Genomic DNA, 16632 nt, shown 5'->3' on the forward strand with positions numbered 1-16632 from the left:
TGTGCCAGGGCACATTCTTTTTACGTAATGTATATGGAGGATAGAAGAATGGAATTTAAGTATGAATTAGAAAATGGATGTCTTACCATCCGGGTGCCAAAGGAGTTGGATCATCATTGCGCCACACAGCTGCGGGCAGAGGCAGATTTACTGATTGATTCTTACCGGGTTAACAAACTGGTTTTTGATTTTGCCGGTACAGAATTTATGGACAGTTCAGGAATTGGCGTGGTAATCGGAAGGTGCCGGAATATGAATTACAGTGGTGGAAAAGTGGTGGCAGAGAATATGAATGAGCGGATCCGGAAAATTTTTGTGGTATCAGGTCTGCATAAACTGGTTCAGATGAAAGAAGGGGAGAAGAAGGAGGCATGAAAATGGAGGCTGTAAATATGGAAAGAAGAAATGAGATGAAACTGGAATTTGAGGCATTATCCGTAAATGAAGGATTTGCCAGAGTAGCGGTAGCAGCATTTTGCGCCCAGATGAATCCCACACTGGATGAGTTAGAGGATATTAAAACTGCGGTATCGGAGGCGGTAACCAATGCCATTATCCATGGCTATGAAGAAAAGGAGGGAACGGTAGTGATGCAGTGCTGTCTTTCCGGAAGTACCGTACATATTACCGTAAAAGACAGCGGGAAGGGAATTGCGGATATTGAACGGGCAAAGGAGCCGTTTTTTACGACAAGGCCGGAGCTGGAACGGTCCGGTATGGGCTTTTCTTTTATGGAGGCTTTCATGGATGAAGTAGAAGTACGGTCAAAGGTCGGAGAAGGAACTGTTATAAAAATGAAAAAAAATCTGGTGCGGGAAAGTTAAGTGGAGAATGGAACAGACAATTGCTTATATCAAACGGGCACACAAAGGGGATAAGCAGGCAAGAGATACGCTGGTGCTTGGAAATCAGGGACTGGTCTGGAGTGTGGTACAAAGATTTTTAGGAAGAGGACATGATAAAGAAGAACTGTTTCAGATTGGATGCATCGGACTGATGAAGGCAGTGGATAAATTTGATGTAAGTTATGAGGTATGCTTTTCCACTTATGCAGTACCGGTGATTATGGGAGAAATCCGCCGCTTCCTGAGGGATGATGGCATGGTGAAGGTCAGCAGGAGCATGAAAGAAAAAGGCTATCTTATCAGCAATGCAAGAAAGGAACTGACAGACATGCTTGGAAGGGAGCCGGAGTTAAAGGAACTGGCAGAAAAAACCGGGCTTTCGGAGGAAGAGATTGTCCTTGCAGTGGAAGCCAATGGAGAAGTAGAATCCATTTACCAGAGCGTCTATCAGTCGGATGGCAGTGAAATCTATCTATTGGACCGGTTAAAGGATAAGAAGAATGCGCAGGAAGAACTGGAAAATAAGCTTCTGATAGAAGAATTGCTGCAACAGTTATCCGGAAGGGAGCAGCTGTTGATTAAGATGCGTTATTTTGAAAATGCCACGCAAAGCCAGATTGCTGCAAAGCTTGGCACCAGTCAGGTACAGGTCAGCCGCATGGAGAAGAAAATATTACTGCAGATGAGAAAATACATGAGTCAGGGTTGACAAACAAAGGGGGTGGAAATATACTAAAAAAGGATTAAGTGAGATTCCCTTGTCAAAGTGTTCCGGCTTTGATGGGGATTTTTTTTACAGGAAATGAAGAGAAAGGAAGTGGAAAGATGATTAAGTACTATTGCAGTGAACAGAACCGTATCACCGAAATTGAATCACCAGGGGAGGATTGCTGGATATCCCTTGTAAATCCAACAGAGGCAGAAGTCGCAGCAATGGTAAATCAGTATGGAATTGATGCAGATGCCATGCGTTCTGCACTGGATACGGACGAGCGCTCGCGTATTGAAACAGACGAGAATTATACCATGGTATTGGTTAATATCCCGAATATTGAAACCCATAATGATAAGGAACTTTATGATACCATTCCACTTTCTATTTTTGTGGTAAAAAAAGCAGTCATTACAGTAAGTCTTGAGAAGACTCCGATATTAGAAGCATTTGCCAATGGCACGGTGCGGGATTTTAATCCTGCCATGCGTTCCCGCTTTGTGCTTCAGATTTTGTACCGGACATCCTCTCTTTTCTTACAGTACTTAAGAAGTATTGACCGCCAGAGCGAAATTGTGGAAAACAAGCTGCACAAGTCCACACAGAACCGGGAGTTAATCGAACTTTTGAAACTGGAAAAGAGTCTGGTTTACTTTACGACAGCACTCCGCTCCAATGAGGTGGTATTGGAAAAATTATTTAAAAATGACAATATTAAAAAATATCAGGAAGATGAAGAACTTCTTGAGGATGTTATTGTTGAAAACAAGCAGGCAATTGAGATGGCAAATATTTACAGCGGTATTTTGAGCGGAATGATGGATGCTTTTGCATCCGTTATTTCCAATAATCTGAATGTGGTAATGAAGGTGCTTGCCATAATTACAGCTGTACTTTCTGTTCCGACTATGATATTCTCAGCATATGGCATGAATGTGGCTGCAAAGGGAATGCCGTTCGCAGAGAGTCCTTATGGATTTCTTATTATCGTATTAATCGCAGTGGTATGCAGTCTCATTGTTGCATTAATCTTTGCTAAGACAAAGATGTTTAAATAAAAGTAGGGGATGGAAGGTAATATGTACGACAATTATGTGTTTGACCTGTATGGAACACTGGTAGATATCCATACAGAGGAAAACGATGCTAAGGTATGGGAAAAACTGAGTCTGTTTTACGGATTTCATGGAGCTTTATATGACCCGCAGGAATTACAGGAATCTTATCTGGCATTGATTCAAAGCAAAGAGACAGATTTAAAGGGAGAGTTGGAAAAGGAGCCACACTATGCCCATGAGGCATTTCCGGAGATTCGTATTGAAGAAGTATTCAAAGAGCTTTATGCGAAGAAGGGGATAAAGGCTGATGATGCGCTGGCAGTTCATACCGGACAGTTCTTCCGGGTACTGACCATGGAGTATGTGCGGATTTATGATGGCGTAAGAGAATTATTAAAAGCATTGAAAAAATGTGGTAAAAAGGTATATCTTTTATCCAATGCCCAGAGAATCTTTACGGAATATGAGATGAATTATTTGGATATTACAAAATATTTTGACGATATTTTAATTTCATCCGATTATGGAACCAAGAAACCGGACATCCGTTTTTTTGAACAACTGATAGAAAAGTATCATCTGGATGTGAAGAAAACACTGATGATAGGAAATGATGTACGTTGTGACATCAACGGGGCCAAAGAGGCAGGCCTTGACACTTTTTACATTCATTCGAATATTTCTCCAAAAGATGACAAAAAGCCGGACAGTACCTATTACCTGCCTGCAATGGATATGAAAAAAGTAAAAGAACTTATCCTGCAAAACGCTTCCGGTACTCACGGGGTGTAACATAAAAGCGTTTCTTAAACAGCCGGTTGAAGTAAGAGAGGTTGTCAAAGCCTACTTCAGCGGCAATGTCTAATATAGAAGCTTCAGACGAAATAAGCAGCCGGCTGGCCATGGTCAGCCGGTAATCATTTAAATATTCTGTAAAAGTAGTTCCCATGGTATTTTTGAAAAACTTCATAAAATGAGACTGGCTTAAGTCCAGCGCATCTGCCATTTCTTCAATGGAAATTTTACTGGCATAATTTGTCTCAATATATTTAATGATGCGTTTCATTTTTTCCAGGGATTTCTGGTTCTTGCGGGAGACACTTGTTTCGCAGCAGTTAGAAATCAGAATGGAAAAGAGCAGGAAAAGCTGTCCTTTAATCACAAGCTGGAAGGCCGGGGGATTGGTCCTGCAGACTTCATCCGCAGCATTGATACAGCCGGCAACCTCGTTATAGAATGGCATACCCGGTGTAAAATGTGTGGTAAGCCGCAGTGTGCCGTCTAAAAGCGGTGTAAAGTAGCGGCTGTTACAGATGTCTGTCTGTTTGGCAAGGAGCATTTCCAGTTTAAAAATAATATTAATATATTCCATTTTGTAATCGAGATACTGTTCAATGGAATGAACCTGTCCCGGAAGAATCAGAAGAATACTTCCTTCCTGAACCGGGTATTCTTCCAAATCTACGGTAATCAGTCCGCAGCCTTTTTTGATGTAGATAATTTCCGTTTCATCATGCCAGTGGGCAGGCACCCGCTCAAAATCTAAGGGAATTGAACAGGGATAGGTGATATATGGGAAACTTTCTGAACCATGTGATTTCTTTTCCTGGTAATTTTCATATTCGAGAATATTCATGGAAAACGCCTTTCGTCAAAATGTACAAAAAAGTGATTTTTTCTAAAATCACCGAAATATGATAGTATTGTACCACTTTTAATCGGTATATTACAAGAAAATGTAAAAGAAATGTTAGATAATGCATACATAAGAGAACGAACTGAATTCAAATTTTACGGAGGGTCAAAAATGAATTTACAGGAAATCGTAACAAAGAAATATAACAAGGGAATTGCTGATTGCTCTAATGAAGAATTATACTTCGCATTATTAGAGATGACAAAAGCAATGGCTGAGAAGAAAGAAAACCACAACGGAAAGAAAAAATTATATTATATTTCCGCAGAGTTCTTAATTGGAAAACTTCTCTCCAACAACCTGATTAATTTAGGCGTATATGATGAAGTGAGAGATGTACTTGCAGCAAATGGCAAAGACATCTGTGCAATTGAAGAGGTTGAGCCGGAACCATCACTTGGTAACGGTGGTCTTGGAAGACTTGCAGCATGCTTCCTTGATTCTATTGCAACATTAGGATTAAACGGTGATGGAGTTGGACTTAACTATCATTACGGATTATTCAAACAGGTATTTGAAAACAACCTTCAGAAAGAAACCAAGAATCCTTGGATTCAGGATGAAAGCTGGCTGACAAAGACAGATAAGAGCTATCAGGTACAGTTTGGTGGATTTAATGTAACTTCAAAATTATATGATATTGATGTTACCGGATATGAAAACACAACCAACAAGCTTCATTTATTCGATATCGAAACAGTAGATGAGAGCATCGTTGGGGATGGAATTGACTTTGACAAAGAGGATATCAAGAAAAACCTGACATTATTCTTATATCCGGATGACAGCGATGACAAGGGACGTCTCCTTCGTGTTTACCAGCAGTACTTCATGGTAAGCAACGCTGCACAGTTAATCTTAGATGAGGCAGTAGAAAGAGGATGTAACTTGCATGATCTTGCTGATTATGCAGTAATCCAGATTAATGATACCCATCCATCTATGGTAATCCCGGAGATGATTCGTCTGTTAATGGAAAGAGGAATCGGCATGGACGAGGCTATTGCAATCGTTTCCAAGTGTTGTGCATATACCAATCACACCATCTTAGCAGAAGCATTAGAGAAATGGCCAATCTCTTTCTTAGAGAAAGTTGTTCCACAGTTAATGCCAATCATCTACGAATTAAACAACCGTGTAGTTGCTAAATATGATGACAAGTCTGTATACATCATTGATGATGAAAAACGTGTACACATGGCTCATATGGATATCCACTACGGATTCAGCGTAAATGGTGTTGCATACCTTCATACAGAAATCTTAAAAGATTCTGAGTTAAATAACTTCTACAAGATTTATCCTGAGAAGTTCAATAACAAGACAAACGGTATCACATTCCGTCGTTGGTTATTACACTGTGATAAGGGATTGACATCCTTAATCGAAGAACTGATTGGACCAGGATTCAAGAAAGATGCAATGGAACTGGAAAAATTAGGACAGTTCGTAAATGATGATGCAGTATTAGATAAATTACTTGCAATCAAGACTGAGAACAAAGTTGTTCTTAAGAACTACTTAAAGGCAACACAGAACATCGACTTAGATGAGAACTCAGTATTTGATATTCAGATTAAGAGATTACATGAGTACAAGAGACAGCAGATGAATGCACTCTATGTAATTAACAAATATTTTGAAATCAAAGCAGGAAAGAAACCGGCAAGAAAGATTACTGCAATCTTTGGTGCAAAGGCAGCTCCGGCTTACATCATTGCAAAAGACATTATCCATTTAATTCTCTGCTTACAGCAGTTAATTGCAAATGACCCGGAAGTAAGTCCGTACTTACAGGTTGTTATGGTAGAGAACTACAATGTTACTTTAGCTGAGAAATTAATCCCGGCAGCAGATATCCATGAGCAGATTTCCTTAGCTTCTAAAGAGGCATCCGGAACATCTAACATGAAGTTCATGTTAAATGGTGCAGTAGCAATCGGAACCATGGACGGAGCAAACGTAGAAATGCATCAGTTAGTAGGAGATGATAACATCTACATCTTTGGAGAGTCTTCTGACGAAGTAATTGAGCATTACGCAAAAGCTGATTATGTATCACGCAAGTATTATGATAATGATGCAGATATCAAACGTGCAATCGACTTCATCGTAAGTGATGAAATGAAAGCAATCGGAAATGCAGAGAACTTAGAGAGACTTTTCAATGAGTTAATCAATAAAGACTGGTTCATGACTCTTCCGGATTTCGAATCTTATCGTGCAAAGAAAGATGAAATGCTTGCAGATTATGAAGATAGAAAAGCATGGGCAAAAATGATGCTGACAAACATCAGCAAAGCCGGCTTCTTCTCATCTGACCGTACAATTGAGCAGTACAACAAAGATATTTGGAAATTAGACTAAATTTTGATAAAAGTATTCTCCAACCTTTAAAAACAATGAGGGACAGATAGAAATATCTGTCCCTTGTTGCGTTTTATGAAATACGACTTAGAGCTTCAATCCCTTTAACAGTGCGCCAAGGCTGGTAGAAGCACTTTCATCAGAGGTGTAGGCGGATAAGTCTTCTTTTTCTTCTACAGAAGTATCTACCATTTCTTCTTCCAATGCACGCATGCTTAAGCTGATTTTGCCGTCGTTGGTATTTAAAAGCTTGGCTTTTACATGCTGTCCTTCCTTTAATACTTCGGAAGGCTTATTAATACGGCGTTCACAAATCTGGGAAATGTGGACAAGTCCCGTAAGTCCGTCCCCAAGGTTGATAAATGCACCATATGGCATCAGGCTTTCCACGGTTCCTTCTACAATACTGCCCGGAACTAACATCGCAATCTTGTGATTCCTCTCTTCTGCTTCTTTTTCAAGAGCAACGGATTTACCGGAGAGCACCAGACGGTCATCTTCCTCATCTACAGTAATGACACGGACTTCTAATTCCTTTCCAACATAGCTTTCGGTATCTTCTACATAGGCTGTGGTAATCTGTGAAGCCGGAATAAATCCGCGAATGCCATAAAGGTATGCAACCACACCGGCTTTTACCGCTTCACTGACCTTTACGGTAACAATGGTTTCGTTTTCCAACAGCTCTTTTAACTTATCCCAGGCAAGCACTTCGTTGGCTTCTTTCATGGAAAGTAAAATGTTGCCTTCTCCATCATCCCGGCGGATGACCGTTGCTTCTAAGACATCTCCCGGATGAATGTGCTCGTCAATGACAAAGGATGGGTCGTTGCTGACTTCATCTGCTTTGATGATTCCCGGGGCATAATACTTTAAGTCCAATGTGATGGCGTCTTCATCCACAGAGATAACGGTTCCGGTTAAGATGTCTCCTTCGTTGATTTTCCGGAAGGAAGCCTCAAGCTCTGCTTCAAAGTCCTGCATGGTTTCTTTTGCTTCGTTTTCTGACATAGTAAAACCTCTTTCTTATCTGATTCTGGTTAGGCGATTGCGAAAGGGGACAGGAGCTGCCGGTAAAGAAGTTTTGCGGTATTCCAAGACACTGTTTTTCGGATGATGAAATACCACCGTTCTAAGTGGTTCGTTTTTCTTTTTACGATAAAAACAGTCTTTTCCATGTTTGAGTAGAATCGGGACACTGTCTGTCAAAGTACGGATGCCTGATAAGGGCTGTTAGGGGCACCCGGAATTTCATCTGGCAGCAGGCAACGCTGGTACAGGGATGTACCAGCGAGGCACAATTGAACATGGATGTGAATTTGTGCCGGTTGCCAGATGAAAGAAAAAGTATGCCGAAATTCCCCGTGCCCCTTGCAGACATTATGTGGCATCCGCCCTTGATGGACAGTGCCCCGATTCTGTCAAAGCAAGTGAAAAGACAGTTTATAATCAAGAAAAATAAACCACTAAGAACGGTTGGCATTTCACATCAAAGAAAATCAGATTCCCTTGGAATGCCGCAAAATTTTTTTGCCGGAATCCTTTCTGTCCCGCTTCGCAATCGCCTAACCATATGCATGAGAATAACTCATGATTTTTCTTGCAGTGTATCACAGGAAACGAAGAAAAACAAGCCGGGGCGAGGTTGAAAGAAGAGCCTTAATTTGCTATACTAAAGCGGATGAAAGCGAGGCAATTATGAAGAAAATAAAATATATGGCAGTTGTACTTGTAGCAGGACTGTTGCTGGCCGGCTGTGAGGAGGATGAGACACAGAATAATAAAGATGCATATCGGCAGATAGGCATCAACTGTATGCAGGAGGGTGACTATGAAGGAGCCGTTGATGCATTTCAGAATGCACTGGACCAGTCACTGGCAGTTGTAGGAGAAGAAGAAATAGATACCTGTTATTATAAAGCAGCAGCACAGTATGCCGCAGGAAAGAAAGAGGATGCCATTGAGACATATCAGGCATTAATCAATTATGACAAGAAAAATGCCCAGGCATATTTCCTGTTAGGAGAACTGTACCGGAAAGAAAATGACATGGATAAAGCAAAAGAAAATTTTAATCTGGCAGCACAGTATGCCGGCACTGACTATGAAATGTATATTGCTTTGTACCAGGAGTGTTATGCCGCAGGAATGCAGACCGAAGGTCAGGAGTATCTGAAAAAAGGTATTGAAGCAGGTGGTAAATCAGCGGAGGACTATGCCCAGAGAGGCAGAATTTATCTATTACTGGGAGATTATGATAATGCGGAAACAGAGCTTACGACAGCTATTAATAAAAAGAGCACGGAAGCTTCTTTGTATATGGCACAGCTCTATGAAGTGAAAGGCGAAGATGAGAAGGCAGCCGGATTATATAAAGAATATATCGATGAAAACCAGGATAATCCGACAGCATTGATTTGTCTGGGAGGAATGGGATTAGAAAAAGGTAATTATGATAGTGCAATAAACTATCTTAAGATGGCACTGGATTTAGATGCAGGCTCACAGAAGCAGGAGGCGCAGCGTAATCTGATACTGGCATATGAACAGAGCGGAGATTTCGCATCTGCAAAAAGCGAGATGGAGGATTATACAAAGAATTATCCGAATGACGAAGAAGCTGCCCGGGAATACTTGTTTTTGATGACACGTTAAGCAAAAAGGGCAAAATGTATGGGACAGGAAAACGAGGGAAAAAGGCAGAGAGGAACAATACGAAAATGAGCGAAACCTATGAGATTATCGTGCTGGATTTAGATGGCACCTTAACCAATTCAAAGAAAGTCATTACACCAAAGACGAAAGACGCACTGATGCGGATTCAAAAGGAAGGGAAAAAAGTAGTGCTGGCATCCGGCCGTCCTACCGGGGGCATCGTAAAGCTGGCAGACGAACTGGATTTGAAGAGCTATGGCGGATTTGTACTGGCATTTAATGGTGGAAAGATTATTAATTATGAGACCGGAGAGATTGTATACAATAAGACAATATCGGTAGAACTGGTGCCGGCAGTGTATGAGCAGGCATGCAGACTGGGTGTGGGCGTGCTTACTTATAAAGGAAATACCATCATCCATGGAAACGGAGTGAATGAATACAGCAGTATTGAGGCAAAAATTAACGGAATGCCGATGGAAGAGGTAGATAATTTCGCAGAATATGTAGATTATCCGGTAAATAAATTCCTGATGACAGGAGAACCGGAAAAGATTGCAAAAGCACAGGATGTGATGCGGCAGACCTTTGGAGAACAATTAAACATTTTTCGCTCAGAACCGTTTTTCTTAGAAATTGTTCCACCATCCATTGATAAGGCATATTCTCTTGGAAAACTGTTAGAATATCTGGGAGAAAAGAAAGAGCAGATGCTCTGCTGTGGAGATGGCTTTAATGACAAGTCTATGATTGCATTTGCCGGGCTTGGTGTGGCAATGGCAAACGCACAGCCGGAGGTAAAAGAGGTCGCAGATTATATTACCACTTCCAATGATGAAGACGGAGTGGCGCTTGTAATAGACAGATTCATGTAAGGAAGGCGTATGGCATGCAGAAAATAACAGAACTATTGTCAAAGGGAAAATCACCATATCATGTAACAGAATGGACAGGAAAGCAGTTGCAGGAGGCAGGGTATGAAGAATTAAAGCTGCAGGAATCCTGGCAGCTTCATGCAGGCGGTAAATACTATGTAAGACCGTATTCCGGTATGGTAGTAGCATTCGCTGTTCCGGAGCAGCTGGACAGAAAGACGGCACTCCGCCTGATGCTGGCCCATACAGATTTCCCATGTTTTAAAATAAAACCGAATCCTGAGGTGAAGACGAAGGATTACAGGCAGTTAAATGTGGAGCCATATGGCGGTATGCTCAAAAATACATGGTTTGACCGTCCACTTGGAATTTATGGGAAAGTGGTATTAGAATCGGAACATCCATTTGCACCGGAAGTAAAGCTTTTCGGAAGTGAGGAACCATCAGCAGTGATTCCGTCATTAGCACCACACCTGAACCGTGAGGCAGGCGGAAAACAGGAATATGATATGCAAAGAGAACTGCTTCCACTGTTTGGAATAGAGCGGGACGGAGACGTTACGGAGAATTTCTTTACGGATTACTTAAAAGAGCATCTTGGGGCAGAGGTAAATGAGGTTTTAAGCTATGATTTATTCCTTACCAATATGGATGAACCGGAATTAATAGGAAGTGATAAGAAGCTTCTTTCTTCTCCGAGAATCGATAATCTGGCATCGGTAGCAGCAATTGTGGAGACAATGTGTGAAAAAACAACCGGAGATTCACTGGTTGTAGCAGGACTATTTGATAATGAGGAAATCGGCAGCCGTTCCAAGCAGGGAGCAGACAGCAGTCTGCTTAAGGATATCATAATGAAGATTGGAGCAGCCTTTGGAATGGCAGAAACAGAGATAAATGATATGCTCCGGGGAGGATTTCTCTTGTCTATAGACGGAGCTCATGCCGTACATCCGAATTACACAAATAAATCAGATATTACGAATGATGTGATATTGGGAAAAGGAATTACCGTAAAGACTTCTGCCAGCCAGCGGTATCTTTCTGACAGTGAGGCAACAGCGGTAGTGATGCAGCTTTGTAAAAAGACAGATATTCCATATCAGGTGCAGGTAAACCGTTCCGGCATGCCGGGTGGACAGACCCTTGGACCGATTGCGGTTTCCTATCTGCCAATGCAGGGAGCGGATATTGGGATTCCGATGCTTGCCATGCATTCAGCAAGAGAACTGGCAGATATGAGAGATTATCAGGCATTGGTAATGTTTTTGAAAATATTTTCTGCATAAAGAAATTGCAAAAAAGGTTAAATTTTTTGGAAAAATATCACAAAATGTCGTTGACAATCGGCAGGATTCAGTACAAAATTAGTAGTATAACGTAATGCACAGAAAGTGCATTGATTGGAGGAAATATATGGCGTTGGGAAAGAACAAAAAAATTGTAAATCTGGTTCAGTCAATCAGTGAGATGAAAGAAGAGAATTATGCTGCAGGTTCACCGGAACTGCAGAATATGTATGAGCGAATGAACGCTGGCAGACGTCAGCTTGCGCAGGTATATGGGGAAGATATGCAGGCAGTTATGACAATGAGTGCCTTAGGTCTGAAAGTTGAACATGATACCGTAAAGATGACAACGGCAGCAGAGGATGTCAATACAGCAACAAAGGCAATCCATGATGCAACAACAGAAACATCCAGTATTGCAGAGGAAGTAAGAAATGCCCATGAGGGTCTGACCAATACAATTATTGATGTATCAGAGAAAACTACGGATATTTATAAGAAGATAGAGAATGGCCAGGAAGAACTGACCGCTATCCGGGATTTATCCAAAGATGCAATCTCAGAATCCACAGAAATGAAGAAGAATATGGATGCATTGATGGATGTTATCAATCATATGAATGAAGTCATTGAAGGCATCAATGCAATTTCCGAACAGACCAACCTGCTGGCATTGAACGCATCAATCGAGGCAGCAAGAGCAGGAGAAGCAGGAAAGGGATTTGCCGTTGTAGCGGAAGAAATCCGTCAGCTGGCAGAGGGAACCAAGCAGTTAACCGGAAATATGGGTGAATTCGTAGAAGGAATCCGCGATGCTTCTGAGAAGAGCTCTAAGAGTGTGGATGTTGCAATTACATCTCTTGACAATATTGATCAGAAAATTAATGCCGTATGGAATATTAATGACGAGAACAAGAAAAATGTTGGAACCATCAGCGAATCTATTGGTTCCCTTGCTGGTATCAGTGAAGAAATCAGCAGCTCCATGAATGTGCTGGAAACCCAGGTGTCCTGTATTGAAAACCAGTGCAGTAATCTCAGCAATGATGCAGAATTGCTGACGGTTATAAATGGAAATTTAAAAGGTTCGGTAGAACCATTAGCCCAGGTTGAAACGGGTATGGATAATGTGGCGAGGTTATAGGAGAAATGAGCATGATGCATTTTACCGTATGGATAATGCAGTTTTTGATGCTTATGTACAAAAAGCAATGGAAGCACATAGGGCATGGCTTGAAACTTTACATACCATGGTAACTGAGAAGAATGTCCTTACGTTACAATTTGATGATACAAAATGCGGCTTTGGCCATTTTTACTATTCCATGCATCTGGAAAATCCGGCAATTGCACCGGTCTGGAATGCACTGGCAGAGAAACACAGAAGATTCCATGGCTATGGAAAAGAAGTGCAGCAGGCACTGTTCGATGAGAATGCGGAAAGAGCAGAAGAAATTTATCAGGAAGCAGAGAAATGCTCAAATGAATTACAGAATGATTTTGCTGCAATTTTAAATATTTCTGCAGGATTATCCCAGAACGGACAGAGTGTGTTTGCATAAACAGAAAGTAAGAAAAGGATATTTTATGCCTGAATTTTTTGAAAATAATGAAATGAAAGAAAGAGTCATCCTGGTTGGCGTAAGCAGCCAGGATGGCGATGATACAGAAGACTCCCTGGATGAATTGGAGGAGCTGGTGAAGACTGCCGGAGCAGTAACGGTGGGCAGGGTAATCCAGAACCGTCAGACAATACATCCGGGGCTTTATATTGGTAGCGGAAAAGTAGAAGAGCTGCTGGATGAAATTGCATGGACCAATGCAACAGGAATTGTCTGCGATGACGAACTAAGCCCGGCACAGCTTCGGAATCTTTCGGATGCCCTGAACGTAAAAGTGATGGACAGAACTTTAATTATCCTTGATATTTTTGCAGCCAGAGCATCTACCAGTGAAGGAAAGATACAGGTGGAACTGGCACAGCTCCGTTACCGCATGAGCCGTCTTTCCGGTATAGGAAAGAGTATGTCAAGGCTGGGAGGCGGAATTGGAACGAGAGGTCCGGGAGAGAAAAAGTTAGAGGTAGACCGTCGTCTGATTGCATCAAGAATCAGCCAGCTCAAACGGGAGCTGGAGGAAGTGAAACGGCACCGGGAAGTGAATCGTGTGGCAAGACAACGGAATCATGTTCCGGTGGCAGCAATTGTAGGGTATACCAATGCCGGTAAATCAACTCTTTTAAATGCTCTGACCGGAGCTGGAATTCTTGCAGAGGATAAACTTTTTGCAACCTTAGACCCGACTACCAGAATGTTAGAACTTCCGGGAAGCCAGAAGCTTTTGCTTACGGATACGGTAGGGTTTATCCGGAAACTGCCGCATCATCTGATTGATGCCTTCCGTAGTACTTTAGAGGAAGCTAAGTATGCAGATTTTATCATTCATGTGGTGGATGCATCCAATCCACAGGCTGCCAAGCAGATGCATATTGTATATGAGACATTGCACCAGTTAGAGGTTACAGATAAAAAGATACTGACATTGTTTAATAAGCAGGATGCTATTACAGACCGGGAACCATTGCGGGATGGCAGGGCAGATATTACTTTACGGGTATCTGCAGCAAGAGGTGATGGCCTAGAAGAACTGAAAGACTGTCTTGCCCGGATACTGCGGGAGAACAAGCGCTATCTTGAGACAGTGCTGCCATATGACAAGGGTGGATTGCTGCAGCAGATAAGAGAAACAGGAGAATTAATAGCAGAAGAATATCTGCCGGAGGGAATCCGTATAGAAGCATATGTACCTCCGGCGCTATTTGAGAAAATACATGCATGAGCAGATTGCCCCAGAACTGCTTGTATGCTAAAATAGGAGCAACAGGAGGTATTCCACATGACAATCTTAATAAAAGGTGGCCGCATTTTAGATCCGGCTACGAAAACAGATGATGTAATGGACCTTTTCATAGAAGATGGAGTCATTACCAAAAGAGGGAAAAATATCAAAAAAAAGGCAGAGAAGACTATTGATGCCAAAGGACTGTATGTAATGCCGGGACTCGTTGATATGCACGTGCATTTGCGGGATCCAGGATTTACCCATAAGGGCGATGTTGAAACAGAAACCCGTTCCGCAGCAAGAGGCGGATATACCACGGTACTTGCAATGCCAAATACCAGGCCGGTGGTAGACAATGCTGATGTAGTACGTTATGTACATCATAAGGCAGAAAGTGTCGGACTGGTGCATGTATTACAGGTTGGCGCTATAACAAAAGGACAGCAGGGAGAGGAATTAGCTGACATCAAAGAGATGGCGGAGGCAGGAAGCCCTGCAATCAGTGAAGATGGCAAATCAGTCATGAATTCACTTCTTGCAAGAGATGCCATGCTGGTAGCAAGAGACTGTAACATTCCGGTACTGTCACATTGCGAAGATAAGAATCTGGTTGGCTCCGGCGTGGTCAACGAGGATGAGAATGCAAAACGTTGGGGTCTGGCTGGAATTACCAATTCCGTAGAAGATATCATGATTGCAAGAAATATCCTGTTATCCAAAGATACCGGTGCACACCTGCATCTTTGCCACTGCTCCACGAAGAATAGTGTAAACATGGTGAAATATGCCAAGTTAGAGCATATTCCGGTATCCGCAGAGGTATGTCCGCATCATTTTACACTGACATCAGATGATATGGTAGAGGGAGATACCAATTATAAGATGAATCCGCCACTCCGCCGGAAAGAGGATGTGGAGGCATTGAAAAAGGGACTTTCCGACGGAACCATGGAAGTCATTTCCACAGACCATGCACCGCATACCGCAGATGAAAAAAATAACAGCATGGTAAAGGCTCCATTCGGAATTGTTGGAATGGAAACTGCAGCAGCACTGACTTATACAGAACTTGTGCTGGGGGGATACTTAACACCGATGCAGATGGTAGAGAAGATGAGCTATAACCCGGCACAGATTCTTCATTTGAAGAAAGGAACTTTGGAAGAGGGAAGTATGGCAGATGTCATGCTTTTTGATCCGGAATGCACTTATGCCATTGATAAGAACAAGTTCTGGTCGAAATCAAAGAATACACCATTCCACGGCAGAAAAGTAACCGGTAAAGTAATGATGACTATCTGTGAAGGCAGAATTGTATATGATGCAGCAGAAGAATAAGAAAAAGAAAGGCTTAAAGATATGATTAACAAATTAATTAAAAAAATCGAGAAAACCCATGCACCAATCGTTGTCGGCTTAGACCCGATGTTAGATTATGTTCCGGAACATATTAAGGCAGTAGCATTTAAGGAGCATGGTGAGACTTTAGAGGGTGCGGCAGAAGCAATCTGGCAGTTTAACAAAGCAATTGTAGATGCCACTTATGATCTGATTCCTGCTGTAAAACCACAGATTGCCATGTATGAGCAGTTTGGAACAGAGGGTGTGAAAGCATATCAGAAGACAGTAGATTACTGCCACTCCAAAGACCTTGTGGTAATCGGAGATGTAAAACGTGGCGATATCGGTTCTACATCCGCAGCTTATGCAGTGGGACATCTTGGTAAAGTTCAGGTGGGAGGCAAGAAGCTTTCTGCTTTTGATGAAGACTTTGCAACCGTTAATCCATATCTGGGTTCAGACGGAATCAAGCCTTTCCTGGAAGTATGTAAAGAAGAGAAAAAAGGTATCTTCATTTTAGTTAAGACCAGCAATCCATCCAGTGGAGAATTCCAGGACAGATTAATTGATGGCAGACCACTGTATGAATATGTCGGTGAAAAGGTAGCGCAGTGGGGCGAAGAAGTCATGGGAGATAACTACAGCTATGTGGGAGCAGTAGTAGGAGCAACCTATCCGGAGATCGGAAAAGTCCTTCGTAAAGTAATGCCAAAGAGCTTTATCCTGGTTCCGGGATACGGTGCCCAGGGTGGAAAAGGAGCGGACTTAGTACATTACTTCGACGAAAACGGACTGGGTGCAATTGTTAATTCATCCCGTGGAATCATTGCCGCATATAAGCAGGAAGCTTATGCATCTTTTGGAGCAGAGCATTTTGCAGATGCATCCAGAGCAGCAGTAGAGGCAATGATAAAAGATATCGATGGAGCTTTACAGGCAAGATAGGAGAAGAA

At 42.0% G+C, this 16632-nt stretch carries 16 protein-coding genes; 14 read left to right on the plus strand and 2 right to left on the minus strand.

Annotated elements, in window-relative coordinates; all coding sequences use genetic code 11:
- The first annotated feature begins 48 nt into the window (after positions 1 to 48).
- From DW059_RS02660 to DW059_RS02680, 5 genes are all read left to right on the plus strand, one after another.
- Positions 49 to 375, plus strand: a complete 327-nt coding sequence (locus tag DW059_RS02660; RefSeq protein WP_117697469.1) for an STAS domain-containing protein — start codon at positions 49 to 51, stop codon at positions 373 to 375.
- A 17-nt stretch (positions 376 to 392) separates the two neighbouring features.
- Positions 393 to 824 (plus strand): anti-sigma F factor, encoded by a 432-nt coding sequence (gene spoIIAB, locus DW059_RS02665; protein WP_117697634.1) that lies wholly within the window; start codon positions 393 to 395, stop codon positions 822 to 824.
- A 7-nt stretch (positions 825 to 831) separates the two neighbouring features.
- Positions 832 to 1554 (plus strand): SigF/SigG family RNA polymerase sporulation sigma factor, encoded by a 723-nt coding sequence (locus DW059_RS02670; RefSeq protein ID WP_117697471.1) that lies wholly within the window; start codon positions 832 to 834, stop codon positions 1552 to 1554.
- Between the two features lie 116 nt (positions 1555 to 1670).
- Positions 1671 to 2615 (plus strand): magnesium transporter CorA family protein, encoded by a 945-nt coding sequence (locus tag DW059_RS02675; protein WP_022244422.1) that lies wholly within the window; start codon positions 1671 to 1673, stop codon positions 2613 to 2615.
- A gap of 21 nt (positions 2616 to 2636) precedes the next feature.
- Positions 2637 to 3407, plus strand: coding sequence for an HAD family hydrolase (locus tag DW059_RS02680; protein ID WP_242986066.1), 771 nt, complete (start codon positions 2637 to 2639; stop codon positions 3405 to 3407).
- Here the strand turns inward: DW059_RS02680 and DW059_RS02685 are convergent.
- Complete coding sequence (locus DW059_RS02685) at positions 3370 to 4251, minus strand: AraC family transcriptional regulator (protein WP_117697475.1); 882 nt, start codon at positions 4249 to 4251, stop codon at positions 3370 to 3372. The genes DW059_RS02680 and DW059_RS02685 overlap by 38 nt on opposite strands.
- A 171-nt stretch (positions 4252 to 4422) precedes the next feature.
- Here DW059_RS02685 and DW059_RS02690 point away from each other — a divergent pair, with 171 nt between their 5' ends.
- Positions 4423 to 6678 (plus strand): glycogen/starch/alpha-glucan phosphorylase, encoded by a 2256-nt coding sequence (locus DW059_RS02690; RefSeq protein WP_022244419.1) that lies wholly within the window; start codon positions 4423 to 4425, stop codon positions 6676 to 6678.
- 87 nt (positions 6679 to 6765) lie between these two features.
- On the opposite strand, the gene DW059_RS02695 is transcribed toward DW059_RS02690, so the two are convergent.
- Complete coding sequence (locus DW059_RS02695; protein WP_117697476.1) at positions 6766 to 7689, minus strand: 30S ribosomal protein S1; 924 nt, start codon at positions 7687 to 7689, stop codon at positions 6766 to 6768.
- A 687-nt stretch (positions 7690 to 8376) separates the two neighbouring features.
- On the opposite strand from DW059_RS02695, the gene DW059_RS02700 reads away from it, so the two are divergent.
- From DW059_RS02700 to pyrF, 8 genes are all read left to right on the plus strand, one after another.
- On the plus strand, positions 8377 to 9333 hold the full coding sequence (locus tag DW059_RS02700; protein WP_207659149.1) for a tetratricopeptide repeat protein: 957 nt from the start codon (positions 8377 to 8379) through the stop codon (positions 9331 to 9333).
- Positions 9334 to 9398: 65 nt separating this feature from the next.
- Positions 9399 to 10208 (plus strand): Cof-type HAD-IIB family hydrolase, encoded by an 810-nt coding sequence (locus tag DW059_RS02705; RefSeq protein ID WP_117697480.1) that lies wholly within the window; start codon positions 9399 to 9401, stop codon positions 10206 to 10208.
- Positions 10209 to 10222: 14 nt separating this feature from the next.
- Positions 10223 to 11497: a M18 family aminopeptidase gene (locus DW059_RS02710; protein WP_117697482.1), complete on the plus strand. Its 1275-nt coding sequence runs from the start codon at positions 10223 to 10225 to the stop codon at positions 11495 to 11497.
- A 127-nt stretch (positions 11498 to 11624) separates the two neighbouring features.
- The gene (locus DW059_RS02715) at positions 11625 to 12641 is read left to right on the plus strand and encodes a methyl-accepting chemotaxis protein (RefSeq protein ID WP_158551980.1); all 1017 of its coding nucleotides are present in this window, start codon (positions 11625 to 11627) and stop codon (positions 12639 to 12641) included.
- Entirely contained in the window at positions 12625 to 13059 is a 435-nt protein-coding gene (locus tag DW059_RS02720; RefSeq protein WP_117697486.1) for a CZB domain-containing protein, read from the plus strand. Before DW059_RS02715 ends, DW059_RS02720 begins: the two co-directional genes overlap by 17 nt.
- A 25-nt stretch (positions 13060 to 13084) precedes the next feature.
- A complete protein-coding gene (gene hflX / locus DW059_RS02725; RefSeq protein ID WP_117697635.1) occupies positions 13085 to 14335 on the plus strand; it encodes a GTPase HflX in 1251 nt (416 codons plus the stop codon).
- Between the two features lie 57 nt (positions 14336 to 14392).
- Positions 14393 to 15676, plus strand: a complete 1284-nt coding sequence (locus tag DW059_RS02730) for a dihydroorotase (protein WP_117697488.1) — start codon at positions 14393 to 14395, stop codon at positions 15674 to 15676.
- Between the two features lie 21 nt (positions 15677 to 15697).
- The gene (pyrF, locus tag DW059_RS02735) at positions 15698 to 16624 is read left to right on the plus strand and encodes an orotidine-5'-phosphate decarboxylase (RefSeq protein ID WP_117697490.1); all 927 of its coding nucleotides are present in this window, start codon (positions 15698 to 15700) and stop codon (positions 16622 to 16624) included.
- The last annotated feature ends 8 nt before the right edge of the window (positions 16625 to 16632 follow it).

This window comes from Roseburia sp. AF42-8, from assembly GCF_003435965.1.
Taxonomy (GTDB): Bacteria; Bacillota; Clostridia; order Lachnospirales; family Lachnospiraceae; genus Roseburia_C; species Roseburia_C amylophila.

Coding starts and splice junctions, on each gene's coding strand:
- pyrF (WP_117697490.1), top strand. CDS start 15,698: ATGATTAACAAATTAATTAAAAAAATCGAGAAAACCCATGCACCAATC.
- DW059_RS02690 (WP_022244419.1), top strand. CDS start 4,423: ATGAATTTACAGGAAATCGTAACAAAGAAATATAACAAGGGAATTGCT.
- DW059_RS02670 (WP_117697471.1), top strand. CDS start 832: ATGGAACAGACAATTGCTTATATCAAACGGGCACACAAAGGGGATAAG.
- DW059_RS02720 (WP_117697486.1), top strand. CDS start 12,625: ATGTGGCGAGGTTATAGGAGAAATGAGCATGATGCATTTTACCGTATG.
- DW059_RS02695 (WP_117697476.1), bottom strand. CDS start 7,689: ATGTCAGAAAACGAAGCAAAAGAAACCATGCAGGACTTTGAAGCAGAG.
- DW059_RS02705 (WP_117697480.1), top strand. CDS start 9,399: ATGAGCGAAACCTATGAGATTATCGTGCTGGATTTAGATGGCACCTTA.
- DW059_RS02680 (WP_242986066.1), top strand. CDS start 2,637: ATGTACGACAATTATGTGTTTGACCTGTATGGAACACTGGTAGATATC.
- DW059_RS02710 (WP_117697482.1), top strand. CDS start 10,223: ATGCAGAAAATAACAGAACTATTGTCAAAGGGAAAATCACCATATCAT.
- DW059_RS02730 (WP_117697488.1), top strand. CDS start 14,393: ATGACAATCTTAATAAAAGGTGGCCGCATTTTAGATCCGGCTACGAAA.
- DW059_RS02715 (WP_158551980.1), top strand. CDS start 11,625: ATGGCGTTGGGAAAGAACAAAAAAATTGTAAATCTGGTTCAGTCAATC.
- spoIIAB (WP_117697634.1), top strand. CDS start 393: ATGGAAAGAAGAAATGAGATGAAACTGGAATTTGAGGCATTATCCGTA.
- DW059_RS02660 (WP_117697469.1), top strand. CDS start 49: ATGGAATTTAAGTATGAATTAGAAAATGGATGTCTTACCATCCGGGTG.
- DW059_RS02685 (WP_117697475.1), bottom strand. CDS start 4,251: ATGAATATTCTCGAATATGAAAATTACCAGGAAAAGAAATCACATGGT.
- DW059_RS02700 (WP_207659149.1), top strand. CDS start 8,377: ATGAAGAAAATAAAATATATGGCAGTTGTACTTGTAGCAGGACTGTTG.
- DW059_RS02675 (WP_022244422.1), top strand. CDS start 1,671: ATGATTAAGTACTATTGCAGTGAACAGAACCGTATCACCGAAATTGAA.
- hflX (WP_117697635.1), top strand. CDS start 13,085: ATGCCTGAATTTTTTGAAAATAATGAAATGAAAGAAAGAGTCATCCTG.